At 58.7% G+C, this 22545-nt stretch carries 6 protein-coding genes; 5 read left to right on the top strand and 1 reads right to left on the bottom strand.

Going from position 1 to position 22545, the window contains the following annotated elements; translation table 11 throughout:
* The first annotated feature begins 99 nt into the window (after positions 1-99).
* The 4 genes from hrpA (at position 100) to AABC73_RS22320 (ending at position 15696) form a co-directional block, all read left to right on the top strand.
* Positions 100-4011, top strand: a complete 3912-nt coding sequence (hrpA, locus tag AABC73_RS22335; protein ID WP_341521004.1) for an ATP-dependent RNA helicase HrpA — start codon at positions 100-102, stop codon at positions 4009-4011.
* A 324-nt stretch (positions 4012-4335) separates the two neighbouring features.
* Positions 4336-5457: a beta-ketoacyl-ACP synthase III gene (locus AABC73_RS22330; RefSeq protein ID WP_341521003.1), complete on the top strand. Its 1122-nt coding sequence runs from the start codon at positions 4336-4338 to the stop codon at positions 5455-5457.
* Positions 5458-5580: 123 nt separating this feature from the next.
* Positions 5581-10584, top strand: coding sequence for an NEL-type E3 ubiquitin ligase domain-containing protein (locus tag AABC73_RS22325; protein WP_341521002.1), 5004 nt, complete (start codon positions 5581-5583; stop codon positions 10582-10584).
* Between the two features lie 135 nt (positions 10585-10719).
* Positions 10720-15696 carry an NEL-type E3 ubiquitin ligase domain-containing protein gene (locus tag AABC73_RS22320; RefSeq protein ID WP_341521001.1) on the top strand — a complete coding sequence of 1659 codons (4977 nt, stop codon included), beginning with the start codon at positions 10720-10722 and terminating at the stop codon, positions 15694-15696.
* A 142-nt stretch (positions 15697-15838) separates the two neighbouring features.
* On the opposite strand, the gene AABC73_RS22315 is transcribed toward AABC73_RS22320, so the two are convergent.
* A complete protein-coding gene (locus AABC73_RS22315) occupies positions 15839-17101 on the bottom strand; it encodes a putative porin (RefSeq protein WP_341521000.1) in 1263 nt (420 codons plus the stop codon).
* A 341-nt stretch (positions 17102-17442) separates the two neighbouring features.
* Here AABC73_RS22315 and AABC73_RS22310 point away from each other — a divergent pair, with 341 nt between their 5' ends.
* Complete coding sequence (locus AABC73_RS22310; protein ID WP_341520999.1) at positions 17443-22521, top strand: NEL-type E3 ubiquitin ligase domain-containing protein; 5079 nt, start codon at positions 17443-17445, stop codon at positions 22519-22521.
* Positions 22522-22545: the final 24 nt, after the last annotated feature.

Below are 22545 nucleotides of genomic sequence, written 5' to 3'. Positions count from 1 at the left end.
ACTATCTGCGCTTGAGCCAAAACGCAGACAATCGTCACGACCGGCCCCAATCTGCGACAATCCCCCCTTTTGTACCCTTCAAAAGACCCTGCGCACCTGATGACCGATCAAACGCCTTCTATCGACCAACTGCTGAAAAACCTCGACCACGCGATGATCAGCGAACGGCATCGTTTGCGTCGTCAGTTGCACGATCTGCGCAAGAAGCCCGATGAGGCGAAGCTGGCGCAGTGGGTGGCGAAGGTGCAAGCCTCGTTTGCCCAGGTGACGGCGCGCCGCGACAGCGTGCCGGTGATTCGTTACGACGACAGCCTGCCGATTGCCGCCAAGCGCGATGAAATCAAGGCCGCGCTGCTCAAGCATCAGGTGCTGATCATCGCGGGGGAAACCGGGTCGGGGAAAACCACGCAGTTGCCGAAGATCTGCCTGGAAATCGGTCGCGGGCAACACGGCTTGATCGGCCACACCCAACCGCGCCGTATTGCGGCGCGCAGCGTTGCCAGCCGGGTCGCCGAAGAACTCGGTACGCCGCTGGGTGCGCTGGTGGGTTATCAGGTTCGTTTCGAAGATCAAAGCGACAGCAACACGCTGATCAAGCTGATGACCGACGGCATTCTGCTCGCAGAAACCCAGCACGACCGGTTTCTGGAACGCTACGACACGATCATCGTCGACGAAGCTCACGAACGCAGCCTGAACATCGACTTCCTGCTCGGCTATCTGAAAACCCTGCTGCCACGTCGCCCGGACCTGAAAGTCATCATCACCTCGGCGACCATCGACTTGCAGCGCTTTTCCGAGCACTTCAACGATGCGCCCATTGTCGAGGTGTCCGGCCGGACCTTCCCGGTTGACCTCTGGTATCGCCCGCTGACGTCCGAACAGGACGAGGAGGGCAACAGCGTCGAAGAAGACCTGACCGTGGATCAGGCGATTCTCGCCGTGATCGACGAACTGGAAGCCTTCGAGCGCAGCGAACGCAAGAGTCCCGGCGATGTGCTGGTGTTCCTGCCCGGCGAACGGGAAATCCGTGACGCGGCGGAAATGCTGCGCAAGGCGCAACTCAGGCACACGGAAATCCTGCCGCTGTATGCACGTCTGTCACCGGCCGAACAGCAGCGGATTTTCCAGTCGCATCCAGGCCGTCGCGTGGTGCTGGCGACCAACGTTGCCGAAACTTCCCTTACCGTGCCGGGCATCCGCTACGTGATCGACACCGGCACCGCGCGGATCAGCCGCTACAGCTATCGCGCCAAGGTCCAGCGTTTGCCGATTGAAGCGGTTTCCCAGGCCAGCGCCAATCAGCGTAAAGGTCGTTGCGGCCGGGTCGAGCCGGGGTTGTGCGTGCGGCTGTACAGCGAAGAAGATTTCAACGGCCGGCCGGAATTTACCGATCCGGAAATCCTGCGCACCAACCTCGCGGCGGTCATCCTGCAGATGCTGCACCTGCGTCTGGGTGAGATCACCGATTTTCCGTTTATCGAACCGCCGGATGGCAAGGCCATCAGCGACGGTTTCAACCTGTTGCAGGAACTCTCGGCGGTCAATCGCGAAAACCAGCTGACCCCGCTGGGCCGTCAGTTGGCGCGCTTGCCGGTGGATCCGCGCATGGGCCGCATGTTGCTCGAAGCGGCGAAGCAGGGCAGCTTGCAGGAAGTGCTGATCGTGGCGAGCGCGATGTCCGTGCAAGACGTGCGCGAACGTCCGCCGGAGCGTCAACAGGCTGCGGATCAGGCCCATGCGCAGTGGAAAGACGCGGACTCGGATTTCGCCGGTCTGGTCAATCTGTGGCGTGGTTTCGAAGAACAACGTCAGGCGTTGACCGCCAGCCCGTTGCGCAACTGGTGTCGGCGTAATTTCCTCAATTACCTGCGTCTGCGCGAGTGGCGCGATTCCCATCGGCAACTGAGCCTGATCTGCCGCGACCTGCAACTGACGGTGAATAAAGAACCGGCCGACTTTCCGAAATTTCACAAGGCTATTCTTTCCGGTCTGCTTAGTCAGGTCGGCCAGAAAGCTGATGAAGGGGATTATCTGGGCGCGCGGCAACGACGCTTCTGGATTCACCCGTCGTCCGGCCTGGGCAAGAAGCGCCCGCAATGGTTGATGGCGGCAGAGCTGGTGGAAACCACCAAGCTTTACGCACGCATGGTCGCCAAGATCGATTCCGACTGGATAGAGCCGCTGGCCGGGCATTTGATCAAGAAGAATCACTTTGAACCGCATTGGGAGAAGAAGCGCGGCCAGGTCGTTGCGTTCGAACAGATCACTCTGTTCGGCCTGATTGTGGTGGGTCGTCGGCCGGTGCATTACGGCCCGATTGATCCTGTGGTGTCCCGCGAGCTGTTCATCCGTGAAGGTCTGGTGCGCGGCGAAATCCAGTCCCGGGCCAAGTGCCTCACGGCCAATACCAAACTGCTGGAAAGCCTCGACGAACTGGAAGCCAAGGCACGCCGTCGCGACATTCTGGCCGACGAAGACACGCTGTACAGCTTCTACGAAGCGCGCATCCCGGCCGAGATCCACCAGACCGCGACGTTCGACAGCTGGTACAAGACCGAAAGCCAGAAAAACCCGCAGCTGTTGATCATGCGCGAGGAAGACGTGCTGGCCCGCGAAGCCAGTGAAGTCACCGCCGCGTATTACCCGGACACCTTGCGCCTGGGCGATCTGACCCTGGCGCTGACCTATCACTTCGAACCGAACCATCCCCGCGACGGCGTGACGCTGCGCGTGCCCGCACCATTGCTGCTGTCGCTGCCCGCCGAACGCCTGGAATGGCTGGTGCCCGGTTTACTGGAAACCAAATGCATTGCCCTGGTGCGCAACCTGCCCAAGGCGATTCGCAAGAACTTCGTCCCGGTGCCGGACTTCATAAAGGCCGCCTTGCAGCGCATGACCTTCGGCGAAGGCTCGCTCCCGCAAGCGCTGGGCCGCGAACTGCTGCGCATGACCGGCGCCCGTGTCACGGACGAAGCCTGGGCCGAAGCCGCGCAGCAGCTGGAAAATCATCTGAAGATGAACCTGGAAATCGTCGACGCCGAAGGCAAGTTCCTCGGTGAAGGGCGTGATCTGGATGAGCTGACTGCGCGTTTTGCCCAAGCCAGCCAGGCCGCCTTGGCCGTGCCGCAAACGGCTAAAAGCCAGCAGCCGGTTGAAGCGAAGGTGTTTGCTCCGGTCGCCGAGAAAACCCAGCAGAACATCGCCGGGCTGTCGATGACGGTGTATCCGGCATTGGTCGAGGAATCGGGCACGGTCAAGGAAGGACGTTTCTCTACGCCGGCCGAAGCCGAGTACCAACATCGTCGCGCCTTGCAGCGCTTGTTGTTGCAGCAACTGGCCGAGCCCGCGAAGTTCCTGCGCAGCAAACTGCCGGGGCAGACCGAACTGGCGTTGTTGCATCGGGAATTGGGGCGCATTGATGCATTGGTCGAAGACATCCTCTTGGCGAGCCTCGACAGCTGCATTCTTGAAGGCGAAACCAATTTGCCCCGCGACGGCGCCGGGCTGCTGGCATTGGCCGAACGCAAGCGCGGCGGCTGGACCGAACACGCCGAGCGTCTGGCGAAGCTGACCCTGGAAACTCTCAAGCTCTGGCACGGCCTGCAAAAGCGCTTCAAGGGCAAGATCGATCTGTCCCAGGCCGTGGCCCTCAACGACATCAAGTCGCAGCTCAGCCATCTGGTCTATCCGGGTTTCGTCCGCGAAACCCCGGCGCAATGGCTCAGGGAGTTGCCGCGCTATTTGAAAGCCATCGAAATGCGTCTGGAAAAACTTCCCGCTCAGGTCCAGAAAGACCGGGTCTGGAGCACCGAACTCGCGGGCCTGTGGGCGCAATATCAGGCCCGTGCCGGCAAACACGGCCAGGAAGGCAAGCGCGATGACGAGCTGGTGGCTTATCGCTGGTGGCTGGAGGAATACCGGGTTTCGCTGTTCGCCCAGCAGCTGGGCACCAAAATGGCGGTTTCGGATAAACGCCTGAGCAAGCAGTGGAGTCTGGTGGAGGGGTGACTTGTGCAGTCTGTGTGGGAGCGAGCTTGCTCGCGAATAGGCCAGTACACCCGGCACATTTTCCGAGGCTGAGACATTGCCTTCGCAAGCAAGCTTGCTCCCACACGTGATAAGTCGTTGTGATGCCTTATCACCCGCCCGGATAGCGCCAAAAGCCGGCAGTTATGGCACACTTCGCGACTTGAGCCCGATGCGTTGCCCGGATTTTCTTGCGCCTTCGGCAGTTATTATATGTAGGCATTGGTACGTTGGTTCCATGAGTGAGCCAACCCGCCGTGCTCGAGCAGGTCGCTACCTGCGTTGATCAATAAGAGAGGAACGACCGTGCACAATGTCGTCATCAGCGGCACAGGCTTGTACACCCCGGCCAACAGCATTTCCAACGAAGAGCTGGTGCAGTCTTTCAACACTTACGTGGCGCAGTTCAACAGCGAAAACGCCTACGCCATCGAGCGCGGCGAAGTGCAGGCCCTGACCGAATCCAATGCGGCCTTCATCGAAAAAGCGTCCGGCATCAAAAGCCGTTTCGTGATGGACAAGGCCGGCATTCTGGATCCGCAGCGCATGAAGCCGCGTCTGCCCGAGCGCTCTAACGAAGAGTGGTCGATCCTCTGTGAAATGGGCGTCGCCGCTGCCAATCAAGCCTTGCAGCGCGCCGGCAAGACCGCTGCTGATATCGACGGTGTGATCGTCGCCTGTTCCAATCTGCAACGCGCCTATCCGGCCATTTCCATCGAGATTCAGGCGGCATTGGGCGTTCAGGGTTTTGGCTACGACATGAACGTTGCCTGTTCTTCCGCGACCTTCGGCATTCAGGCTGCGAGCAATAGCGTGCAACTGGGTCAGGCGCGTGCCGTGCTGGTGATCAGTCCGGAAATCTGCACCGCGCATTTGAATTTCCGCGATCGTGACAGCCATTTCATTTTTGGTGACGGCGCGACTGCCGTGGTGGTGGAGCGTGCTGATCTGGCCACTTCGGCGTATCAGTTCGATATCGTCAGCAGCAAACTGCTGACTTCGTTTTCCAACAACATTCGCAACAATTTCGGCTTCCTCAATCGTACCGCCGACGAAGGTGCGGATTCGGCGGACAAACTGTTCGTTCAGGAAGGCCGCAAGGTCTTCCGCGAAGTCTGTCCGATGGTGGCCGAGCTGGTGGGCACCCATCTTGCTGATAACGGTTTGATTGCCAGCGACGTGCAGCGCTTCTGGCTGCATCAGGCGAACCTGAGCATGAACCACCTGATCGTCAAGAAGCTGCTGGGCCGTGAAGCGACCATTGTAGAAGCGCCGGTGATTCTCGATACCTACGCCAATACCAGCTCGGCGGGTTCCGTGATTGCCTTTCACAGCTATCAGGACGACTTGCCCAAAGGCGCGCTGGGTGTGCTCAGTTCATTCGGTGCCGGTTATTCCATTGGCAGCGTAATCCTGCGCAAGCGTTGATCGCAAGGCAGGCAACAGGACGGCGCGTCTGCGTCTTGCCCGGGTATTAGCCGGGTATGTCACTTTTGTGTGTCGGATAAATACCGTGAATGACTTCATTGTGAGTCATTCAAGGATTTACCGATGTCTGCGACACCTACCCTCAGCGACAACCCCGAAATCCTCTCAGCCCCGGCAGACTCTGTCGAGGCTGACGGTTCTGCGCCATTCGGCACGGACCACGCCAATCTCGAGTTCCTCAAAGCCACTCTCCCGGAGTGGTACCGAAACTCATCAAAACCCATGCGCGAGGCATTGCGCGAGAGTCAGTTGAAGAGCCAGCGCTCCTGCCGCGCCCTGGAGCCGATACGCAACCGGCTCATGCCGATCCAGACCTTCGCCACGCCATTGCTGGAACAGGCCTTGTTTGATCGCTTCAAGCTGCGACTGGACGTGATGGCCAATCAGTTGGTGACCATGGAGGTCAAGAGTCTACTGCTGCTGGAGACGCGGACGCCGGTGAAACAGACGCTGCTGCACGCCGCCTTGCAAAATTTCGAAGCCAGCGAGAGCGTCGAAGGTGGCCTTGGGCAAGGTGCCGCGCTGTTGCCTGCTGAAGGTTTGCAGGTTGAACTGATTTATGGCTCCGGCCTGCTGCCCGATGTTCCGCGCTTTCGCTATCGCTATAACGGCACGCTGGACATCAAGCCCGAACAGTTTGTCGAGCTGAGTCGCACGCTGGATCTGGGGGCGCGATATCAGATGCATCTGGACAGCGTGTTCAAGCCCGTCACGCCTCAGGGGCAAGCGCCGGGCTCGGCAGCACAGGCAGTGGCGGACGCGTTCATGACCAGCGAGCGTGATGCGTTTGAGGTGCTGGTGCATACGGCGCGTATGAAATATCACCTCACCGCCGACACCCATAATTTGCTGCTCGAAGTGCTCAAGCCCGAGGGCAACCCGCGCTGGCACGGCAGCCCGGTGCGCTATCGCCAGTTGCACATGCTTGATACCTATGCGTTTCCCGGCAGCACGTTATACGGTGCGTTGCTGATTGAGCCCGACCAGCCCGCTGATGACTTGCCGTGCGTGGTCTACCTGCCCGGTGATCCCGAAACGCCCTTGAAGGAATATGCATCGTTTGCCGCATTCACCGACGTGATGCGTCGCAAGTTTTTCAACATGAAGTATCAGGAATACTTCCAGCGTTTCGTCAGCCTCGAGCAGAGCCATGTTTTTTTCCACAAGCTCAATGAACGGCTGACCCCGCTGCGTCCGATACCGGGTGACGAGAACTCGCTGGCGCCAAAGTTCGACGTGTATCTGGAAAAGCGCGCAATCGACAAGCCGCCGTTCGAGGCGCTTTACGACCATCTGCTGACCAAGACCTACGCGGATTCGCGGATCGTTGCCGTGCCCACCCGTGACGAAGATCGCAAAAGCCGCCTCAAGCGCTGGAACGCCTTCGAGTCGGCGGGCATGGACTTGCTGATGGTGGCGGGTTTTTTCGTCCCGGTCCTGGGCGCGATGCTGGCCGTGATTGCCGTCGGTCAACTGCTGCACGAAGCCTTCGTTGCGGTGGAGGACTGGACCCACGGTGAAACCGAGGAAGCCCTGAATCACGTGTTCGACATCGGTGAAAACCTCGCGGCGATGGTGGTGCTGGGCGCGGCGGTGCATGTTGCGCCGCGCGTGCTGCCCTCGTCATTCGTCGAAAGCCTGACTGCGGTCAAACTGCCCAACGGCCTGACGCGGTTGTGGAGACCCGATCTCGCCCGGTTCCGGCAGAAAGTCGTGCTGCCTTCCCGGGCGGCCGCCGACGCCCAGGGATTGATCAAGGTCGACGGCAAAACCTGGCTGCCCCTGGCTGGAGAGCTTTATCGCGTGGAGTTCGATACCGCCTTGAACAAGTGGCGCGTCCAGCATCCCAGCGATCTTCAATCGCATTCGCCGGTGCTTGAGCACAACGGCAAAGGAGCCTGGCGGTTCGAAGGTGAGAACCCCATGGGTTGGGACGAAATCCTTGCATTGAAACGCCTGAGCGCAACCCATGAAACCCTTGCCGATGAAACCTTGCGGCGAGCGCTGCGCGCTACTGGTGCCGACGAGGCGCTGTTGCGTCAGGTGCATGTGGATAATTTGCCGGCGCCTGCGTTGCTGAGCGTGACCCTGCAGCGCTTCGGCATCGAGCAGCAAGTGGAAGACTTCATCACGTTGATGAATGGCAGCGACCTGGATCAGGTCAATACGGCACGCATCGAACCCTTTCTGAAAGTGCTCACGTCTACGCGGCGCTGGCCCTCCCTCCGAGGTTTGCGCCTGCTGGATGGACAAGGCGCGGCGCTCGAAAGCTGGAACATCAGCAGCAAGTCCACGTCGGTGATTCAGGTCACTTACAAACCGGGCGGGATGGCAGCCTTGCTCGACGCTGTGCTCAAAGGCGTGCTCCCGGACGAAGTCGCCAGTTTGCTGGGTGAAGAGGTCGAAGGCAGCCAGGCGCAGATTTCGCGCCTGGCCCGCAACCTGTCCGAACTGGCTCAGGCCCATAGAGGCCAGCTGCTTGATGAGCTTTTCGCGTTGGACCAACCCCTCGATGATCCGTTGATCAAGTTGATTCGCCGGGACTTTCCCGACATGCCGAACGCCGTCGCCCGGGAGCTGCTGGACGCTGCCAACCCGGCACAGCGGCAGCGCCTGGCCGCGACCAAACGCATCCCGTTGCCGGTCGCCGAACAGGCTCGGGAGTATCAGCAGCAGCTGCGCCTGAATCGGGTGAACGAGGGGTTTTACCGCGCGGTGACCCATGATCCGGACACCTTCAAGGTGGGATTTGGCCTGTTGCCGGGTTTGCCGGGCTGGCCCGCCGACCTTGCTATTGAACTGCGCGATGCCACTCTCGAGGGTGAGCAACTCGACATACTTGGCGATAGCCAGAGCGCGCAGATTCATCAGGTGCTGGTCAGGACGGATGCGGGGTATCAAACCTTCCGAAGCGACAACAACCGGATCGGCGGTTCCGACCAGACTTTCTTTGAGGCTTTGTTACAGGCCTTGCCTGATTCGGTGCGCCGGGATATCGGCCTGCCAGCGGTGCCTGACGAGCGCGACTTGCGGGTCTTGCTAGGCGATTACGCTGCCAGCCGGCGCAGCGAGGTCGCACGCCTGTTAAAGATGCGGCCCATCAAACCGGGCTTCATCTGGCCGTATCGTTTGGCCGATGGGCGTGTGGGTTATCCCATGAGTGGACGTATGCGCGGCATGTTCAAAATGCTTGGGATGGGCGCTCATGACTATTCGCCGGAGCTGGCGATCAAGGCGCTCTATCCTGGGTTCATTGATGACGAAGTGCAGGCGTTCCTCAATCAGATGCGTTCGGGGTACACCGGCGAGCCCTGGGGCTTCAACGCCTTCGCCAAGGCGCGGCTGAAACTCCTGGGACGAGAATACAAAACCCTGGAAAAGAAACTGGATGCCTGGCTGGGCAGCGACAGAACCGCGCCAGGCAACGGCTCCGCTGTTTCGGAGTCCACTTATGAAGCCAGGGCCGCGGTCGCCATCCGGCTGAAACTGGGCTGGAAAAAAATGGGCATGCGGCGCTACAACGGTATGGGCGAGTTCATCGGTTACGAGCTTGATCTGAGCGACCTGAACGTTGCCGGCCTTCCGGAGTTGCCGGCCAGTTTCGACCACATCGGCGTATTACGGGCCGAACGCCTGGGACTGACCACGACGCAGGCGCAACGGTTGCTCAAACCGTTCAAGAACCTGCACCGCCTGGAACTCGACAGCAACGAACTCACGGCCGTGCCCGCCGCGCTGGCGCAACAGGGCAACCTTCAGAAACTGTCCTTGCGCGACAATCCTCTGGTAGTGGACGAAGCCTCTGTGCATCACCTGAGCAACCTGACCTCGCTCAAGACCCTGCATCTGGACAACTGCCCTGTTGGATCGCAACTGGATCTGCGTCCGTTGACCGCACTCACGACCCTGGGCCTGCGTTCCACCGGCATCGATGCCTTGCCGAGCGGGTTGTGGGATTGCCGGCTGTTGCGCAGTGCGGATTTGCGCGACAACCAGATCGTCGATCTTTCTGATACCCATCTGGCGAACCTGAGCCGTGCCTATGCGAGGGTGCAGCTGCATGATAACCCGCTTGCCGAGGACAGCCTGCTGCGCGCCTCGGTTCTGCTCAGCGAAACTGCCCGAGCGCGCATGGGCATCAGTGACGCGCGCGTCCATGCCGAACAACCAGCCGGGGCGGATGCAGGCTGGATGGAGAATGTCGCCGTTGCTGACAAACAGGCCAGAATCGGGCGCTGGGAGGATCTGGAAGCGGAGCCCAATTCCGAAGATTTCTTCCGGGTTTTACATGACCTGACCCACAGCTCCGATTTTGCTCATTATCAACGGGCCTTGAGCCTGCGGGTGTGGGCATTACTCGACGTTATCGCGGACAACCGGGCGTTGCGCGAGGAGGTCTATAGCCTGGCGACGCATCCGCAGACCTGTTCCGATGGTGTGGCGATGGTGTTCAGCGATCTGGAACTGCATGTGCGGATCTTCACTATCATGGCCTCGCCCAGAGTTGCCGAACATCCCGCCAGAATGTTCAAGCTGGTCAGAGGCTTGGCGCGTCTGGACGAGATTGAAAAAATTGCGCTGGAGAACATCAGGACCAGGGAGCTGCTTGGCGAAACCGTGGATCACGTCGAGGTACGGATGGCATTTCGAACCGGGCTCGAGCAGCGACTGGAATTGCCCGAGCAAGTACGCAGCATGATGTTTTTAGCCGTCTCGGGGGTATCCAGACCCATGTTGGCGGCTGCCGAGGTGCGAGTATTGGCTCGGGAAGGCGGGTTGACTTTCATCCAATCAATGGTCCAGCGCGACTTCTGGAAGCAATTTCTCGAGAAGCGTTTCAGTCAGCGATTCGAGACCCTCAACGCGCCGTTTTACGAGCGTCTTGATGCGTTGCATGACCGCCGCAGCGAGCTTTCGGACGGTGAGTACCTGGACCAGGTCAGCGCCATTCAGCGCGAGCGCGAGTTGGCAGTCGCGGCCGATGCCGAGCAGTTGACCCAGGATATCGCCCGGCATATAGCGCCCCGGGAAAGTGTGATTGCTGGTCCTTCGACCCGTTTAGAGTGAATCGCACCACTGCGTGGCGTCATTCTGCGTCGGTTAAACGGCTGAATGTCGCCATGCGGTAGCCTGTTATGTCACACACCTCTGCCAGATAAATACCGTGAATGACTTCCTTTCGAGTCATTCAAGGTATTTGTGATGTCAACAGAATCCGCCCACTCGCCTTTGGCACAATCCCCGCCAGCGTCCAGCGCCGGTGAGCATTTTGGTGCCTCGCCTTTTGAGGCGGGGCACACCAATCTCGAGTTTCTCAAGAAAAGCCTGCCAGCCTGGTACATCAGTGCGTCCAAGGCATTGCGCGAGGCGCTGCGCCTGAGCCAGCTCAAAAATGAGTCTTCTCGACGTACCCTGGAACCGATCCGGTCGCGCCTTGTGTCGATCGAAAACTTTGCCACGCCTTTGCTGGAGCAAGCGTTGCTCGACCGTTTCAAGCTGCGACTGGATGTAACAGCCAATCAGTTGGTGACCATGGAGGTCACCACTTTGCTTCTGGTTCAAACGCTCAAGCCAGTGAAACAGACGCTGCTGCACGCCGCGTTGCAAAATTTCGAAGCCAGCGAGAGCGTCGAAGGTGGCCTTGGGCAAGGTGCCGCGCTGTTGCCGGCTGAAGGTTTGCAGGTTGAACTGATTTATGGCTCCGGCCTGCTGCCTGATGTTCCGCGCTTTCGCTATCGCTATGACGGCACGCTGGACATCAAGCCCGAGCAGTTCGCCGGGCTGAGCCGCACGCTGGATCTGGGGGCGCGATATCAGATGCATCTGGACAGCGTGTTCAAGCCCGTCACGCCTCAGGGGCAAGCGCCGGGCTCGGCAGCACAGGCGGTGGCCGACGCCTTCATGCGCAGCGAACGCGATGCCGTCGAGGTGTTGGCGCACATCGCTCGCATGAAAGAACACATCAGCGCCGACAGCTATCAATTGCTGCTGGAACTGGTCAAGCCCGACGGCAAACCGCGCTGGCACGGCAGGCCGGTGCGCTATCGTCAGTTGCACATGCTCGATACCTACGCGTTTCCCGGCAGCACGTTGTATGGCGCGCTGCTGATCGAGGCTGATCAGCCCGGTGATGACTTGCCGTGCGTGGTCTACCTGCCCGGTGATCCTGAAACGCCCTTGAAGGAGTACGCTTCCTTCGAGGCATTCACCGAAGTTATGTGTCGCAAGCTTTTCAATATGAAGTACCAGGAATACTTCCAGCGTTTCGTCAGCCTCGAGCAGAGCCATGTTTTTTTCCACAAGCTCAATGAACGGCTGACCCCGCTGCGACCGCTACCGGGTGACGAGAGCCTGCTGGCGCCAAAGTTCGACGCCAACGCCGAGCTGTATCTGCAAAAACGCGCAATCGACAAGCCGCCGTTCGAGGCGCTTTACGACCATCTGCTGACCAAGACCTACGCGGATTCGCGGATCGTTGCCGTGCCCACCCGTGATGAAGATCGCAAAAGCCGCCTCAAGCGCTGGAACGCCTTCGAGTCGGCGGGCATGGACTTGCTGATGGTGGCGGGTTTTTTCGTGCCGGTTCTGGGCGCGATGCTGGCCGTGGTTGCGGTGGGCCAATTGCTGCACGAAGCGTTTGTGGCTGTGGAGGACTGGACCCACGGTGAAACCGAGGAAGCCCTGAACCACGTGTTCGACATCGGTGAAAACCTCGCGGCTATGGCGGTGCTGGGCGCGGCGGTGCATGTTGCGCCGCGCGTGCTGCCCTCGTCATTCGTCGAAAGCCTGACTGCGGTCAAACTGCCCAACGGCCTGACGCGGTTGTGGAAGCCCGATCTCGCCCGGTTCCGGCAGAAAGTCGTGCTGCCTTCCCGGGCGGCCGCCGACGCCCAGGGATTGATCAAGGTCGACGGCAAAACCTGGCTGCCCCTGGCTGGAGAGCTTTTTCGCGTGGAGTTCGACACCGCCTTGAACAAGTGGCGCGTCCAACATCCCGACGATCTCCAATCGCACTCGCCAGTGCTTGAGCACAACGGCGCAGGGGCCTGGCGTTTTGAAGGCGAAAACCCCATGGGCTGGGACGAAACCTTCGCATTCAAGCGCCTGAACGCCAGCCATGACGTTTTAACCGATGAAACAGTTGGCCAACTGCTGCGCACCACCGGGGTAGATGATGGGGTGTTGCGTCAGGTGCACGTGGATAATCTGGGCTCGCCAGCCTTGCTGAGCGATGCGGTGCACCGCTTTAGCGCCGATCAACAGGTGCAAGCGTTTATCGCAAAGGTCGCCACCGAACCGGACCGCGTGACTGCGCCGCATATCGAGCCGTTCCTCAAGCTGCTGACGTCGATGCCACGCTGGCCAGAAAAGGTGGCGCTGCGCTTGCTCGACGAGCAGGGCGCGGTATTGGAAACCTGGAATGCTCATTCCGGCGTGCATTCGGTCATCCACGCTACTTACACGCCGGGCAGCATGACAACCTTGCTGGAAGCCGTGCTCGATGGCCTCTCTTCGCAGGAGGCTGAAACGTTGTTAGGCGAGCGTATCGACGCGAAGGAGGAGAAAGTCCTGGGCCTTGCCCGGCTCTTCTCCGAGCAGGCTCAAGCCAGTAGCGGACGGGTGCGTGACGATATCCATGCCTTGCAAAGCGTATCCAGCGATCCACTCGTCAGGCTGATCCGGCGTGATTTTCCGGCGCTGCCGGAGGTGGTCTGTAGGGAGCTGCTCGGTACGGCGATGCCAGCGCAGCAGACGCGCATGCTTTCCGCCCGGCGTGTGCCGCTGCCCATCGCCGAGGAGGCACGTGAGTACCTGCAGCAGTTACGCCTGAACCGCGCCAACGAAGGGTTCTTCCTCCATACAGCGGATAACCCGGACACCGTTACGGCAGGCTTCAAGCTGCTGCCCGGATTGTCAGGTTGGCCGGCAGGCATGGCCGTTGAGATGCGTAATGCCACATTCACCGGGACGCTGCTCGACAGCGTGGGCGACATCAGCAATGCCGATGTGCGTTCCATTCTCACCAGGACCGAAACTGGTTATCAGGCTTTCGACTCCCATGGCAATGCACTGGGTCAAGCCGGTCAGTCATTCTTCACGGCACTGCTTGACGCATTGCCTCACCCCGTTTTACGCGACATCGGTTTCCCGGATGGCGTAGGCGAGCAGATGCTGCGTGCCCGGCTGGGGGATCTGGCGGTGCAACAGCGCGAATCGGTCGCCAGGATGCTGGGCATGCAGGCGATCAAACCCGGCTTCAAATGGCCGCAGCGTCTGGCTGACGGACGCACCGGTTACCCCATGAGCGGGCGGTTGCGCGGGCTATTCAGAAGGATGGGGATAGGCTCCAGCTCTTATTCTCCCGAGCTTGCGGTCAAGAATCTCTACCCGACGTTTACCGAGGATGAGACCAGAAGCTTTCTCGACCGGCTGAAAGCACGGTACGCGGGGCCTGCCGAACAGTTTCAGGCGTTCGTCCGAGGCCGTCTTGATGGACTGGCGGTCGAGTACAAAACTCTAGAACAACAGCTTGAACAATGGTCGGAGTCGCGGCATATCCCAGCCAATACCAGGGATGCCCGACGTGTGGCGGCGTTTCGTCTACGCAACTGCTGGCGGCACACAGGCGATCGAGTCTACATGGAGAATTCCGTGGATTTCGCCTACAAGCTGGTGTTGAACGATCTGCCCATCGGGGAGTTGCCGCCACTCAGCGGTAACTGGAGTCATGTTGGCGCTCTGGAACTCAAGCGGCTCAGTCTGCATGCAGCTGAAATCGACGCCTTCCTGGCGCATTTCAAGGGGGCGTTCTGGGTAAGCCTGCGCGACAACAACCTGACGACGGTACCGGTAGCTGTGACCCAAATGACGCATCTTGAACGTTTGTCGCTGGCTGAGAACCCTCTGGTTCTGGATGAGAGTTCCGCCCTGCGTTTGAACGGTTGCACCGAGTTGAGAGCGCTTGACCTCGGTGACTGTCCGGTCGGTGACCAGCTGCATAGGCTCAGGCCCTTTTTCCTGTTGCGCAGTCTGAACCTGCGCGCCGCTGACATTGAAACGCTGCCGGCCTGGATCTGGCGTTGTGCGCGGTTGAGGTACCTGGACTTGCGCCATAACCGCATAGCGGAGCTCAACGAGGTAACGCTGCGTAATCTGGTCCAGCCCGGTCTGGAGGCTCAGCTGCATGACAACCCGCTCAACGAGCCAAGCCTGACCAGGGCCCGCCGGTTGTTGACCGGTGAGGAGCTGCGACGTATGGGGATCGACGCAGCAAGAACGCATATCGATGAGCCTTTGCCGCCCGTTACCTTATGGCTGACAGGTATACCTGCAGGAGAACTGCAAGGCCGACTTCTCAAATGGAGTGATCTGGAGGCGGAACCTGACGCCGCGGAGTTTTTTCGGGTGCTCAATGAGTTGCGGGCTTCAGCTGACTTCGCCACTGACCGGGCAATGCTGACACGACGCGTCTGGGCCTTGGTCGACGTGGCCAGTGAGACGACGGAACTGCGAGAGGAGTTGTTCGAGATGGCCGCTCACCCGGTGACCTGTGGTGATGGGGTGGCCATCGTCTTCAGTAACCTGGAAACCCATGCGCAGGTATTCAGGATCAAGACGACTGTCTCGGCCGACGACCAGCCTGAGCGAGTGTTCAGGTTGGTCAGAGGGCTGGAGCGGCTGGATGAAGTTGAAAAACACGCCCTGCGGTTGATTACTCTGCGCCGGTCAGCCGAGGTTTCTGTGGATGAAGCTGAGATCCGCTTGGCGTTTCGAGTGGGGCTGGCGAGAACACTGGACCTGCCCAACCAGCCTGAAGGCATGCTGTACAACCGCTTGGCGGGAGTGACCCAAGAGATGCTCGATGATGTTTATGCCCAGATTCTTGGTAAGGAAAGCACGCCGCAATTCTTGCAGGCGCTGATCGCCCGTGAGTTCTGGATGACGTTTCTGGAGCAGCGTTACGCACAGGATTTCGAGCCGCTCAAGGCGTTTTTTCAGGACCGAATGGGCGCATTGGACAACAACAGATCAGATCTGACGGATGAACACTATCTGGCGCAGATCGACACGATTCAGCGTGAGCGCAGCGAGGCTCTGGATGCGTTGGCGTGCAAGTTGTCACTGGATATTCAAGTGGCTGTTGTGCGCGAGGAACTGGCTGGGCTTTCCACGGACTAGCAAGGGGAGGTGACGCAGAGTGTTGAAAGCTCAGGCTGAACGTAGGGCAGATGACGGATGTGATGGGGATCAGCCGCCAACGCCAGCCTGAAAAACAACCTGCGCTGAGTGCACCTCAGCGTAGGTTTTTTCAGCAGGGTGCTTAGAACTTGGCTTCAACGTCCAATTGCAGGGTGTTGGCATCTGCATCGCGCTGGCTGGCCACGGCGTAGTCAGCCTTGGTCAGGAAGTAAGTCGCGCCGACCGAGAAGTTCTTGTCGATTTCGTAACCGACCTTGAACTTGTGACCGCGCGAGCCAGTGGTGCCGTTGGCGAAGTCAGAATCGGTGAAGGCACCGACTACAGCGTTACGCTGTGTGTCGCGGTAGTTGTAGTCCAGGCCGAAACCGAACACCTTGGTCTTCACGCCCGCCAGCCAGGCAGTGTCCTGATCGTCAGTGCTGTCATTGTTGACGATGTACTGGCCGTACAGCGCCAGTGGCAGGCCAAGACCGCTGATATCGATCTGGCCGAAACCTTCGTACAGACGGAATTGATTGGTGGTGTTGCCGTTGACGCGCAGGGCCGCACTGTTCTTGTCATTGTCGAAGGCATAGACGCTACCGCCCAGCGTGACTTTCAGGTTGTCGGTCGGTGCGAAGCGTGCGCCCAACTGGCCAGCGGTCATGCTCAAGTCGTGACGGAACTGGGTACCTTCGCCGTCGATGTTGTCCTTGAGGGTGTAGTAACCGGCGCTGCCGAACAGCTCGGTCTTGCCGCCCAACGGCAGGCTGTAGGTCGTGGCCAGACCTTCAGGGTTGATGTCGCCATCCCAGATCACGTCGCCCATGCTGACCCACGGCTGGTTCATCTTGCCGCCGATCACGTGCAGGTTCTTGACCGCTGTTGGCGCGTAGTCGATGAAGCCCAGGTCCAGCCACAGATCCTTCTTGACGAAGTAGCCGTCCAGATCCTGGTTGGTGGAGCGCGCATCGCTGCTGCCGCCGGTGGCGATACGAATACCGGTGCTGACCTGCGGATTGATTTCGGTATAGGCGCCCAGACGAGCACGAATTCGCTGACGGTCCTTGTCCTGGCTGTTGGTCTGGCCATCGATATTGACGGTTTCCTGACGAACACGCACATCACCCTTGAATTGGGTCTTGGTCGCCCAGGCAACTTTCTGTTCGAAAGCGGCCTGAGAGGCTGATTTAGTGTTCTGGACGTCGGCGAGCGCTTGCTTCTGGGCCTGCTGGTCTTTTGCCAGTTCAGTTTGTAGCTCGGCGTACTGGGCCTGATTGATCGAGCCGTTGGCCCTGAGCATGTCGAGCAGTTTAGCGTCGACTGCGGCATTGGCTGGAACACTCATGGCCAATACCAGGCCACCGCAAAGGGCCGCCGCAGTGTGTGCAGAAACAAGACGCATATCAATCTCCATAACTTGATAAAGGATGACGGCAGGCCATCCCGGAAAAACCGCTCCACGGTCAGAGCGCGAATAGGGGTTAGTGCCCCCGGTTCTAAAAACTGGCGCCAGTATCGCTGTGAGTTATTACAGAAAAGTGGCAATGCAATGGCACGTCGATGACAATGCAACCTTTCGGCAAAGGTGCGGTCCAGAGCCTCCGCCGAGATGTTGGCGGGGCAGCCGGTTCTGCATGGCGACGCGATGATTGATAAGAATGAGATGCACTACCCGGCTATGTCACAACCGGTCAGCGGAGTAAGTACCGTGGGGTTATTACCAAATACCTCGTGGAATAAACCATGTCAGACACACCTGTTAACGATCAAACGCCGGATATCACTTTCTACGGTGAAGGCTTTCCCAATCAGGAAATTCTAAAGCGGCGCCTGCCGGAGTGGTTTACCCGGAATAGTTCGGAAACCGCGCGCTTACAAATGGAACTGCACAAGAGTCAGTTGAAAAGTCTGGCGACGCAAAAAGCATTTCGCGCGTCGATTAAACCGCTCAAATCCGTACAGGAGTTTGCCCGGCCGCTATTGAATCAGAAGATGTTTGAGCAATTCAAAGTCAAAGCGGATTGCACGCAGGTCAGCCTCGAAGAAGTGGTCTCCATCGCACCACTCGACGTGACAAGAACCCCAATACTTTCGGCTGCCTTGTTTAATTTTGACGCTAATAAAGTCCTCATCGAAGGGTCGGTGTTGCGCTATACGCCGCCTGCTAATCCGGCTGCTGCCGCCTGGTTTAATAATGGCGTCAGAGACGATGTCTGCGGCGCACAAATCTCCTGCTCTTCCGGACTCGTTAATGTCAATCCGAACGCTTTCGCACGGATGTGCCGATCACTGGATCTTGGCGGCAAGTATCAGACTCATCTGGACAGCGTATTTAAAATGGCGACTACCGCCGGGCAAATTGCCGAAGCGTTTACCTCCAAGGAGCGTGCTCGATTTGAAGTGCTGAGCCACATTGCCCGGATGAAAGGCGACGTAAGCCAGGAGGCCTATGAGGTCATGCTCAAGGTGGCAAGGAATGACGACAGGCCCGTGTGGCGGGGAGGTCCGGTTTTCTACAGTACCTTCGAACTTCTGGATCGACACTTCACCGGCGGTTTCATGGGCGGTGTTTTTCAGGGTGTGCTCATGGTTGAGTCCCATGCGCAGGTCGTCTGGCCCGCCTACAATTCCCACCCTGTTCCCTCTGAGCACATGTTGAGTTTTGGCGAGCCTGGCCATGATTTTCCGGTGGTCGTGTATATGCCTGGGGACCCTGCTCATCCGATAAAGGAATACCCAACAGCCTGGCATTTTTTTGCAGAGTTGATGAACAAGTTTAAAGATCCATCTTTTCGCAGCCACTTCGAACGGTACATTCGATTACAGTATCGCAGCCTATTTCTCGACAAAATAACCAGGGCGGCAGAACGTAGAGAACCGTCGGACGATATTTGGCCGAGATGGATGCGCCAGCAAGGTCAGCCATTTCAATTACTCTACGATCAGGCAGTGAGTAAAATTTATGCCGAGGCCGAAGTGCTTGCAGTGCCCGTGAGTGACAAGGAAAACGCCTCCACGACTGGCGCCTGGCAGACATTCAAATCAGTTGCCCATGTCGGGTTCGATCTGGCTGATGTTTTTTTACCGGCTTCTGAAGTTCGAGACCTGGTAGAGGATGCCTTCATTGGTGTCGAGAACTGGAGCGACGGCGAAACCGAGAAAGCACTGGGTCAGCTTTACATGATCGGCAAGGATATCGTTATTGCCGCTGCACCCAAAGCAGCCAGGGAAGTCGAGCGGCTTGAAAAAATCTATGAAGATGGGAAACAGGCGCTTGAGTATCTTCAGGGGTTACTCCAGCTCTCAGCGAATAACTCCGACAACCCAACGGCCGAACAGTCGCGAATCGAACAGGACGAGATTGTCGAACTTGAACGCAATGAGGTGCAACCGGTACTGAACTCAGCGAAGCCTTCAGCATTTGTCGAGAGTCTGGTTCAAGTCAAATCCGGGCAGGCTTCGACTCAACTGTGGAAACCCAGCCTGGATGTTTTCGAACAGCACCGTTTGCCAAAGGGCACCTTCCTCAACAGTCGCAGCCTGTTCAAGGCCAGCGGCAAAACCTGGGTGGCGATGGGAGGCCATCATTACGAGCTTGGATTCGATTCGGCATTGAACAAATGGCGCATCCTCAATCCTGACGGCGTGCAACCCTATTCACCCGTTCTGGAAACCAACGATGTCGGTGCCTGGCGTTTTGAAGGTGAAAACCCGATGGGGTGGGATGTCTACACGGCCTTCCGCCGTTTGCACGGTGACCTGGTGCCGCTTGCGGATGACACCATCCGGCAGATTCTGCGGGTTACCGAGGTTGACGAAGCCCTGCTACGTCAGATCCATGTGGATAAGCTGGCCCCGCCGGCGTTGTTGATTGATTGCACCCAGCGCTTTCTTCTTGACCATCAAGTGACTGAGTTCATCGGCTTGATGGTGGAAATAAGTACGTTTGATCGGGATCGTGAAGACGATGATTTTATCGTGCGCACGATCGAACCGTATTTCGACTTTCTGGTGAAACTGCCGGGCTGGCCGGATGATCGAGTACTGCGCCGCGTGGATGGGCAAGGGACCGTCCTGAGTGTTCATGCACCGACCAACACCACAGCGCGCACGATTGATGTGACGTATACCCCCGGAAAAATGAAGGCATTTCTGGATGCGGTGGTGATCGGGCTGTCGCCGGAGGAGGTCGAACTGTTGCTGGTCGACTACCAGGGACCGCAAACCCGCAGCCAATACCTGGCAATGCGTATTGCCTTCGAAGCAGAGGGCAGACGAGCGCTGCTTCTTGAATCGTGCTATGCCGCCAGAGATCGCTCGACTGACCCTTTTGTCCGACTCATGAAGCGCGACTTTCCAAGCCTGCCCTATTGCGTTGCGAGAGAGATTGTCAGCTGTGCCGACCGCGCGGAGAGTCGCCGTATGGCAAACGCCGGGCGTATCCCGCTGCGCCTCGGCGAACTGGCGCGCGAATATCTTCAACAACTGCGTCTGAACCGGGCGCTTGAGTGTTTTTATCTGCACATCGAGAATGCCGACAGCGCCACCCTGGCCTTGGGCCTGATCAACTCGGTACCCGATTGGCCGCAGGAGGCGGTGGTCGAAGTCCGCAACAACACCTTCGATGGCGAGAGGATTTTTCACTCCGCAGGCAGTGATGCAACACAAGGCAACCCGCCGCTGGTGTTTGTCAAAGTCGGCGGCGATTATCAGATGTTCAATGACCAGGGCCAACGCGTTCACCTCGATAGCAAAGGGTTGCATGACAGCCTGGTGAGGGCATTGGCCAATCAGGCGCGCCTGACCCACGACGTGAACAAGCTGGAGCTCGTTCTGGGAGACATTGCAACGACGCAGCGCAGCAGGGTCAAAAGGCTTCTGGGCATGCAGCAGATAAAACCGGGGATTAAATGGCCTTCGCGTCTGGCTGATGGACGTGTGGGTTATCCATTGAGCGGTCGTCTGCGAGGGCTGTTCGGCAAGTTCCGCAGCAACGCGCAAGGTTTTTCGCCGGAGCTGGCGGTAAAAAATCTGTATCCGCAGTTCACGCCTCGCGAGGTCAGGAAGTTTCTTGAAAAATTATCGCTGGCGTTTACAGGCACGGCACGCGAGAAACAGAGCCATGTCAGAGCCCGGTTGAATGAACTGACAGAGCAATACACCCGACTGGAAAGCGCGCTGGACAGTTGGTTGACCGAGGTGAAACTGGCGCCGGTGGGGCAACTGGCAGGTGCCACTATCGATGGGCGCGAAGTCGCCAGAAGGCGGATATTGTCCTGCTGGCGAAGGGAGCCGGCGTCGGTGATCAATCCAGCAGCCCAGGATTGGGTGCATAGACTCGACCTCAGCGGCCTGGCGATTGGATCGCTGCCTGTGATCGAGGCGAACTTCAACCACGTCCACGCCTTGACGCTGGAGAATATGGCGCTGACTGCCGACAGTGTCGAGGCATTCCTCAAGCGGTTTCCCCAGGCGCGCTGGCTATCGTTGAGAGGGAACCTGCTGAACTCGGTCCCACCGACATTGGCCAGCTTGTCGACGCTCAAACGTCTGGTACTGAGCAATAATCCCATCAGTATCGATGCCGAAGGCATGCAATACCTGCAACGCTTGACCGCGCTGGAGACGCTGGTGCTGGAAGGCCAGAGTATCAATATCCCGGTGGCCATCGACGTCAGCCGCTGGCCGGCACTGATGGAACTGAAGCTCAGGAACTGCGGGCTCGCCATCATGCCGTCCGGGTTGGGTGTACACGAACCGCTACGCCACGTCGATCTGCGTCATAACTGGATCGCCGACATCGATGAAGCGACCTTCAGCGCCATTGCCTCGCGCTCCCAACTTTATGTGCGACTGCATCAAAACCCTCTCAATGAGCAAACAATTGCCCGGGCCGAAGGCCTGTTTGATCCTGTGAGGCTGGTGCGCATGGGCATTGTGAGCTTGCCCGAGCCACCTGGGCGAAACCAGACAGTGGCCCAATGGCTGGAAGAAACCGGCAGGGAAGAGCAGCGCCGGCACTGGGCAGACCTGCAGCTCGAAGCCGGTGGGGAGGCGTTTGTCCAGTTGGTCAGTGACATGTTCCTGACCGCTGACTACCGCGACAATCGCCGGGTATTGACGGGGCGGCTCTGGCGAATGATCGATGCAATGGCCAATTCCTACCAGTTGCAGGAGGAGTTATTCGCCTTGGCTGCTCATCCACAAACATGTGGTGATGGCACCATGATTGTCTTCAACCAGCTCGACGTTCGTGTGTTGGTTTTCGAGCTGGAATCCAGGCATGGAAGCGTCTCGCCTGTCGATATGTTCAAACTGATCCGTGGGCTGGAGCGCCTGTCAGAACTGGAAAAAATTGCCCTGGATGACTTCAATGCGAGGATTGCAACGGAGCCGGGCCTGGACCAGATCGAGGTCAGCCTCATTTACCCTACGTTGTTGCGTGAAACGCTTGAACTGCCGGGGCAGGCGCAGACGATGCTGTTTCAATCCATCTCGGGAGTCACCCAGCAGATGCTGGATCGCGCCAGAGATCGGGTGCTTGCCAGGGAAAACACGCAGGAGTTCTTTGACTCCATGATCGCTCGCAAGGACTGGATCGCGTTTCTGGAGGAGCACTATCCGCAACGCTTCGAAAGAATGAATCAGCCGTTCCATGATCGTCAGGATGCCCTCGACTCCTCACGGGAAACCCTGACCGACGAGGCGTATCTGCGTGGTACGAACAGGTTGGTTCAAGAGCGGCACGAGTCGATCTCCGTTCTGGCGTTGCTGTTGACCAGACAGATAGCCCAGGCCGCCTCGGCACCGGCCGGACGCTAGATCGGACACGGTGGTCGTGAACAA

Origin of the sequence: Pseudomonas sp. G.S.17 (assembly GCF_038096165.1) — a bacterium.
Taxonomy (GTDB): domain Bacteria; phylum Pseudomonadota; class Gammaproteobacteria; order Pseudomonadales; family Pseudomonadaceae; genus Aquipseudomonas.
This window is presented reverse-complemented; position numbering and strand designations above follow the sequence as displayed.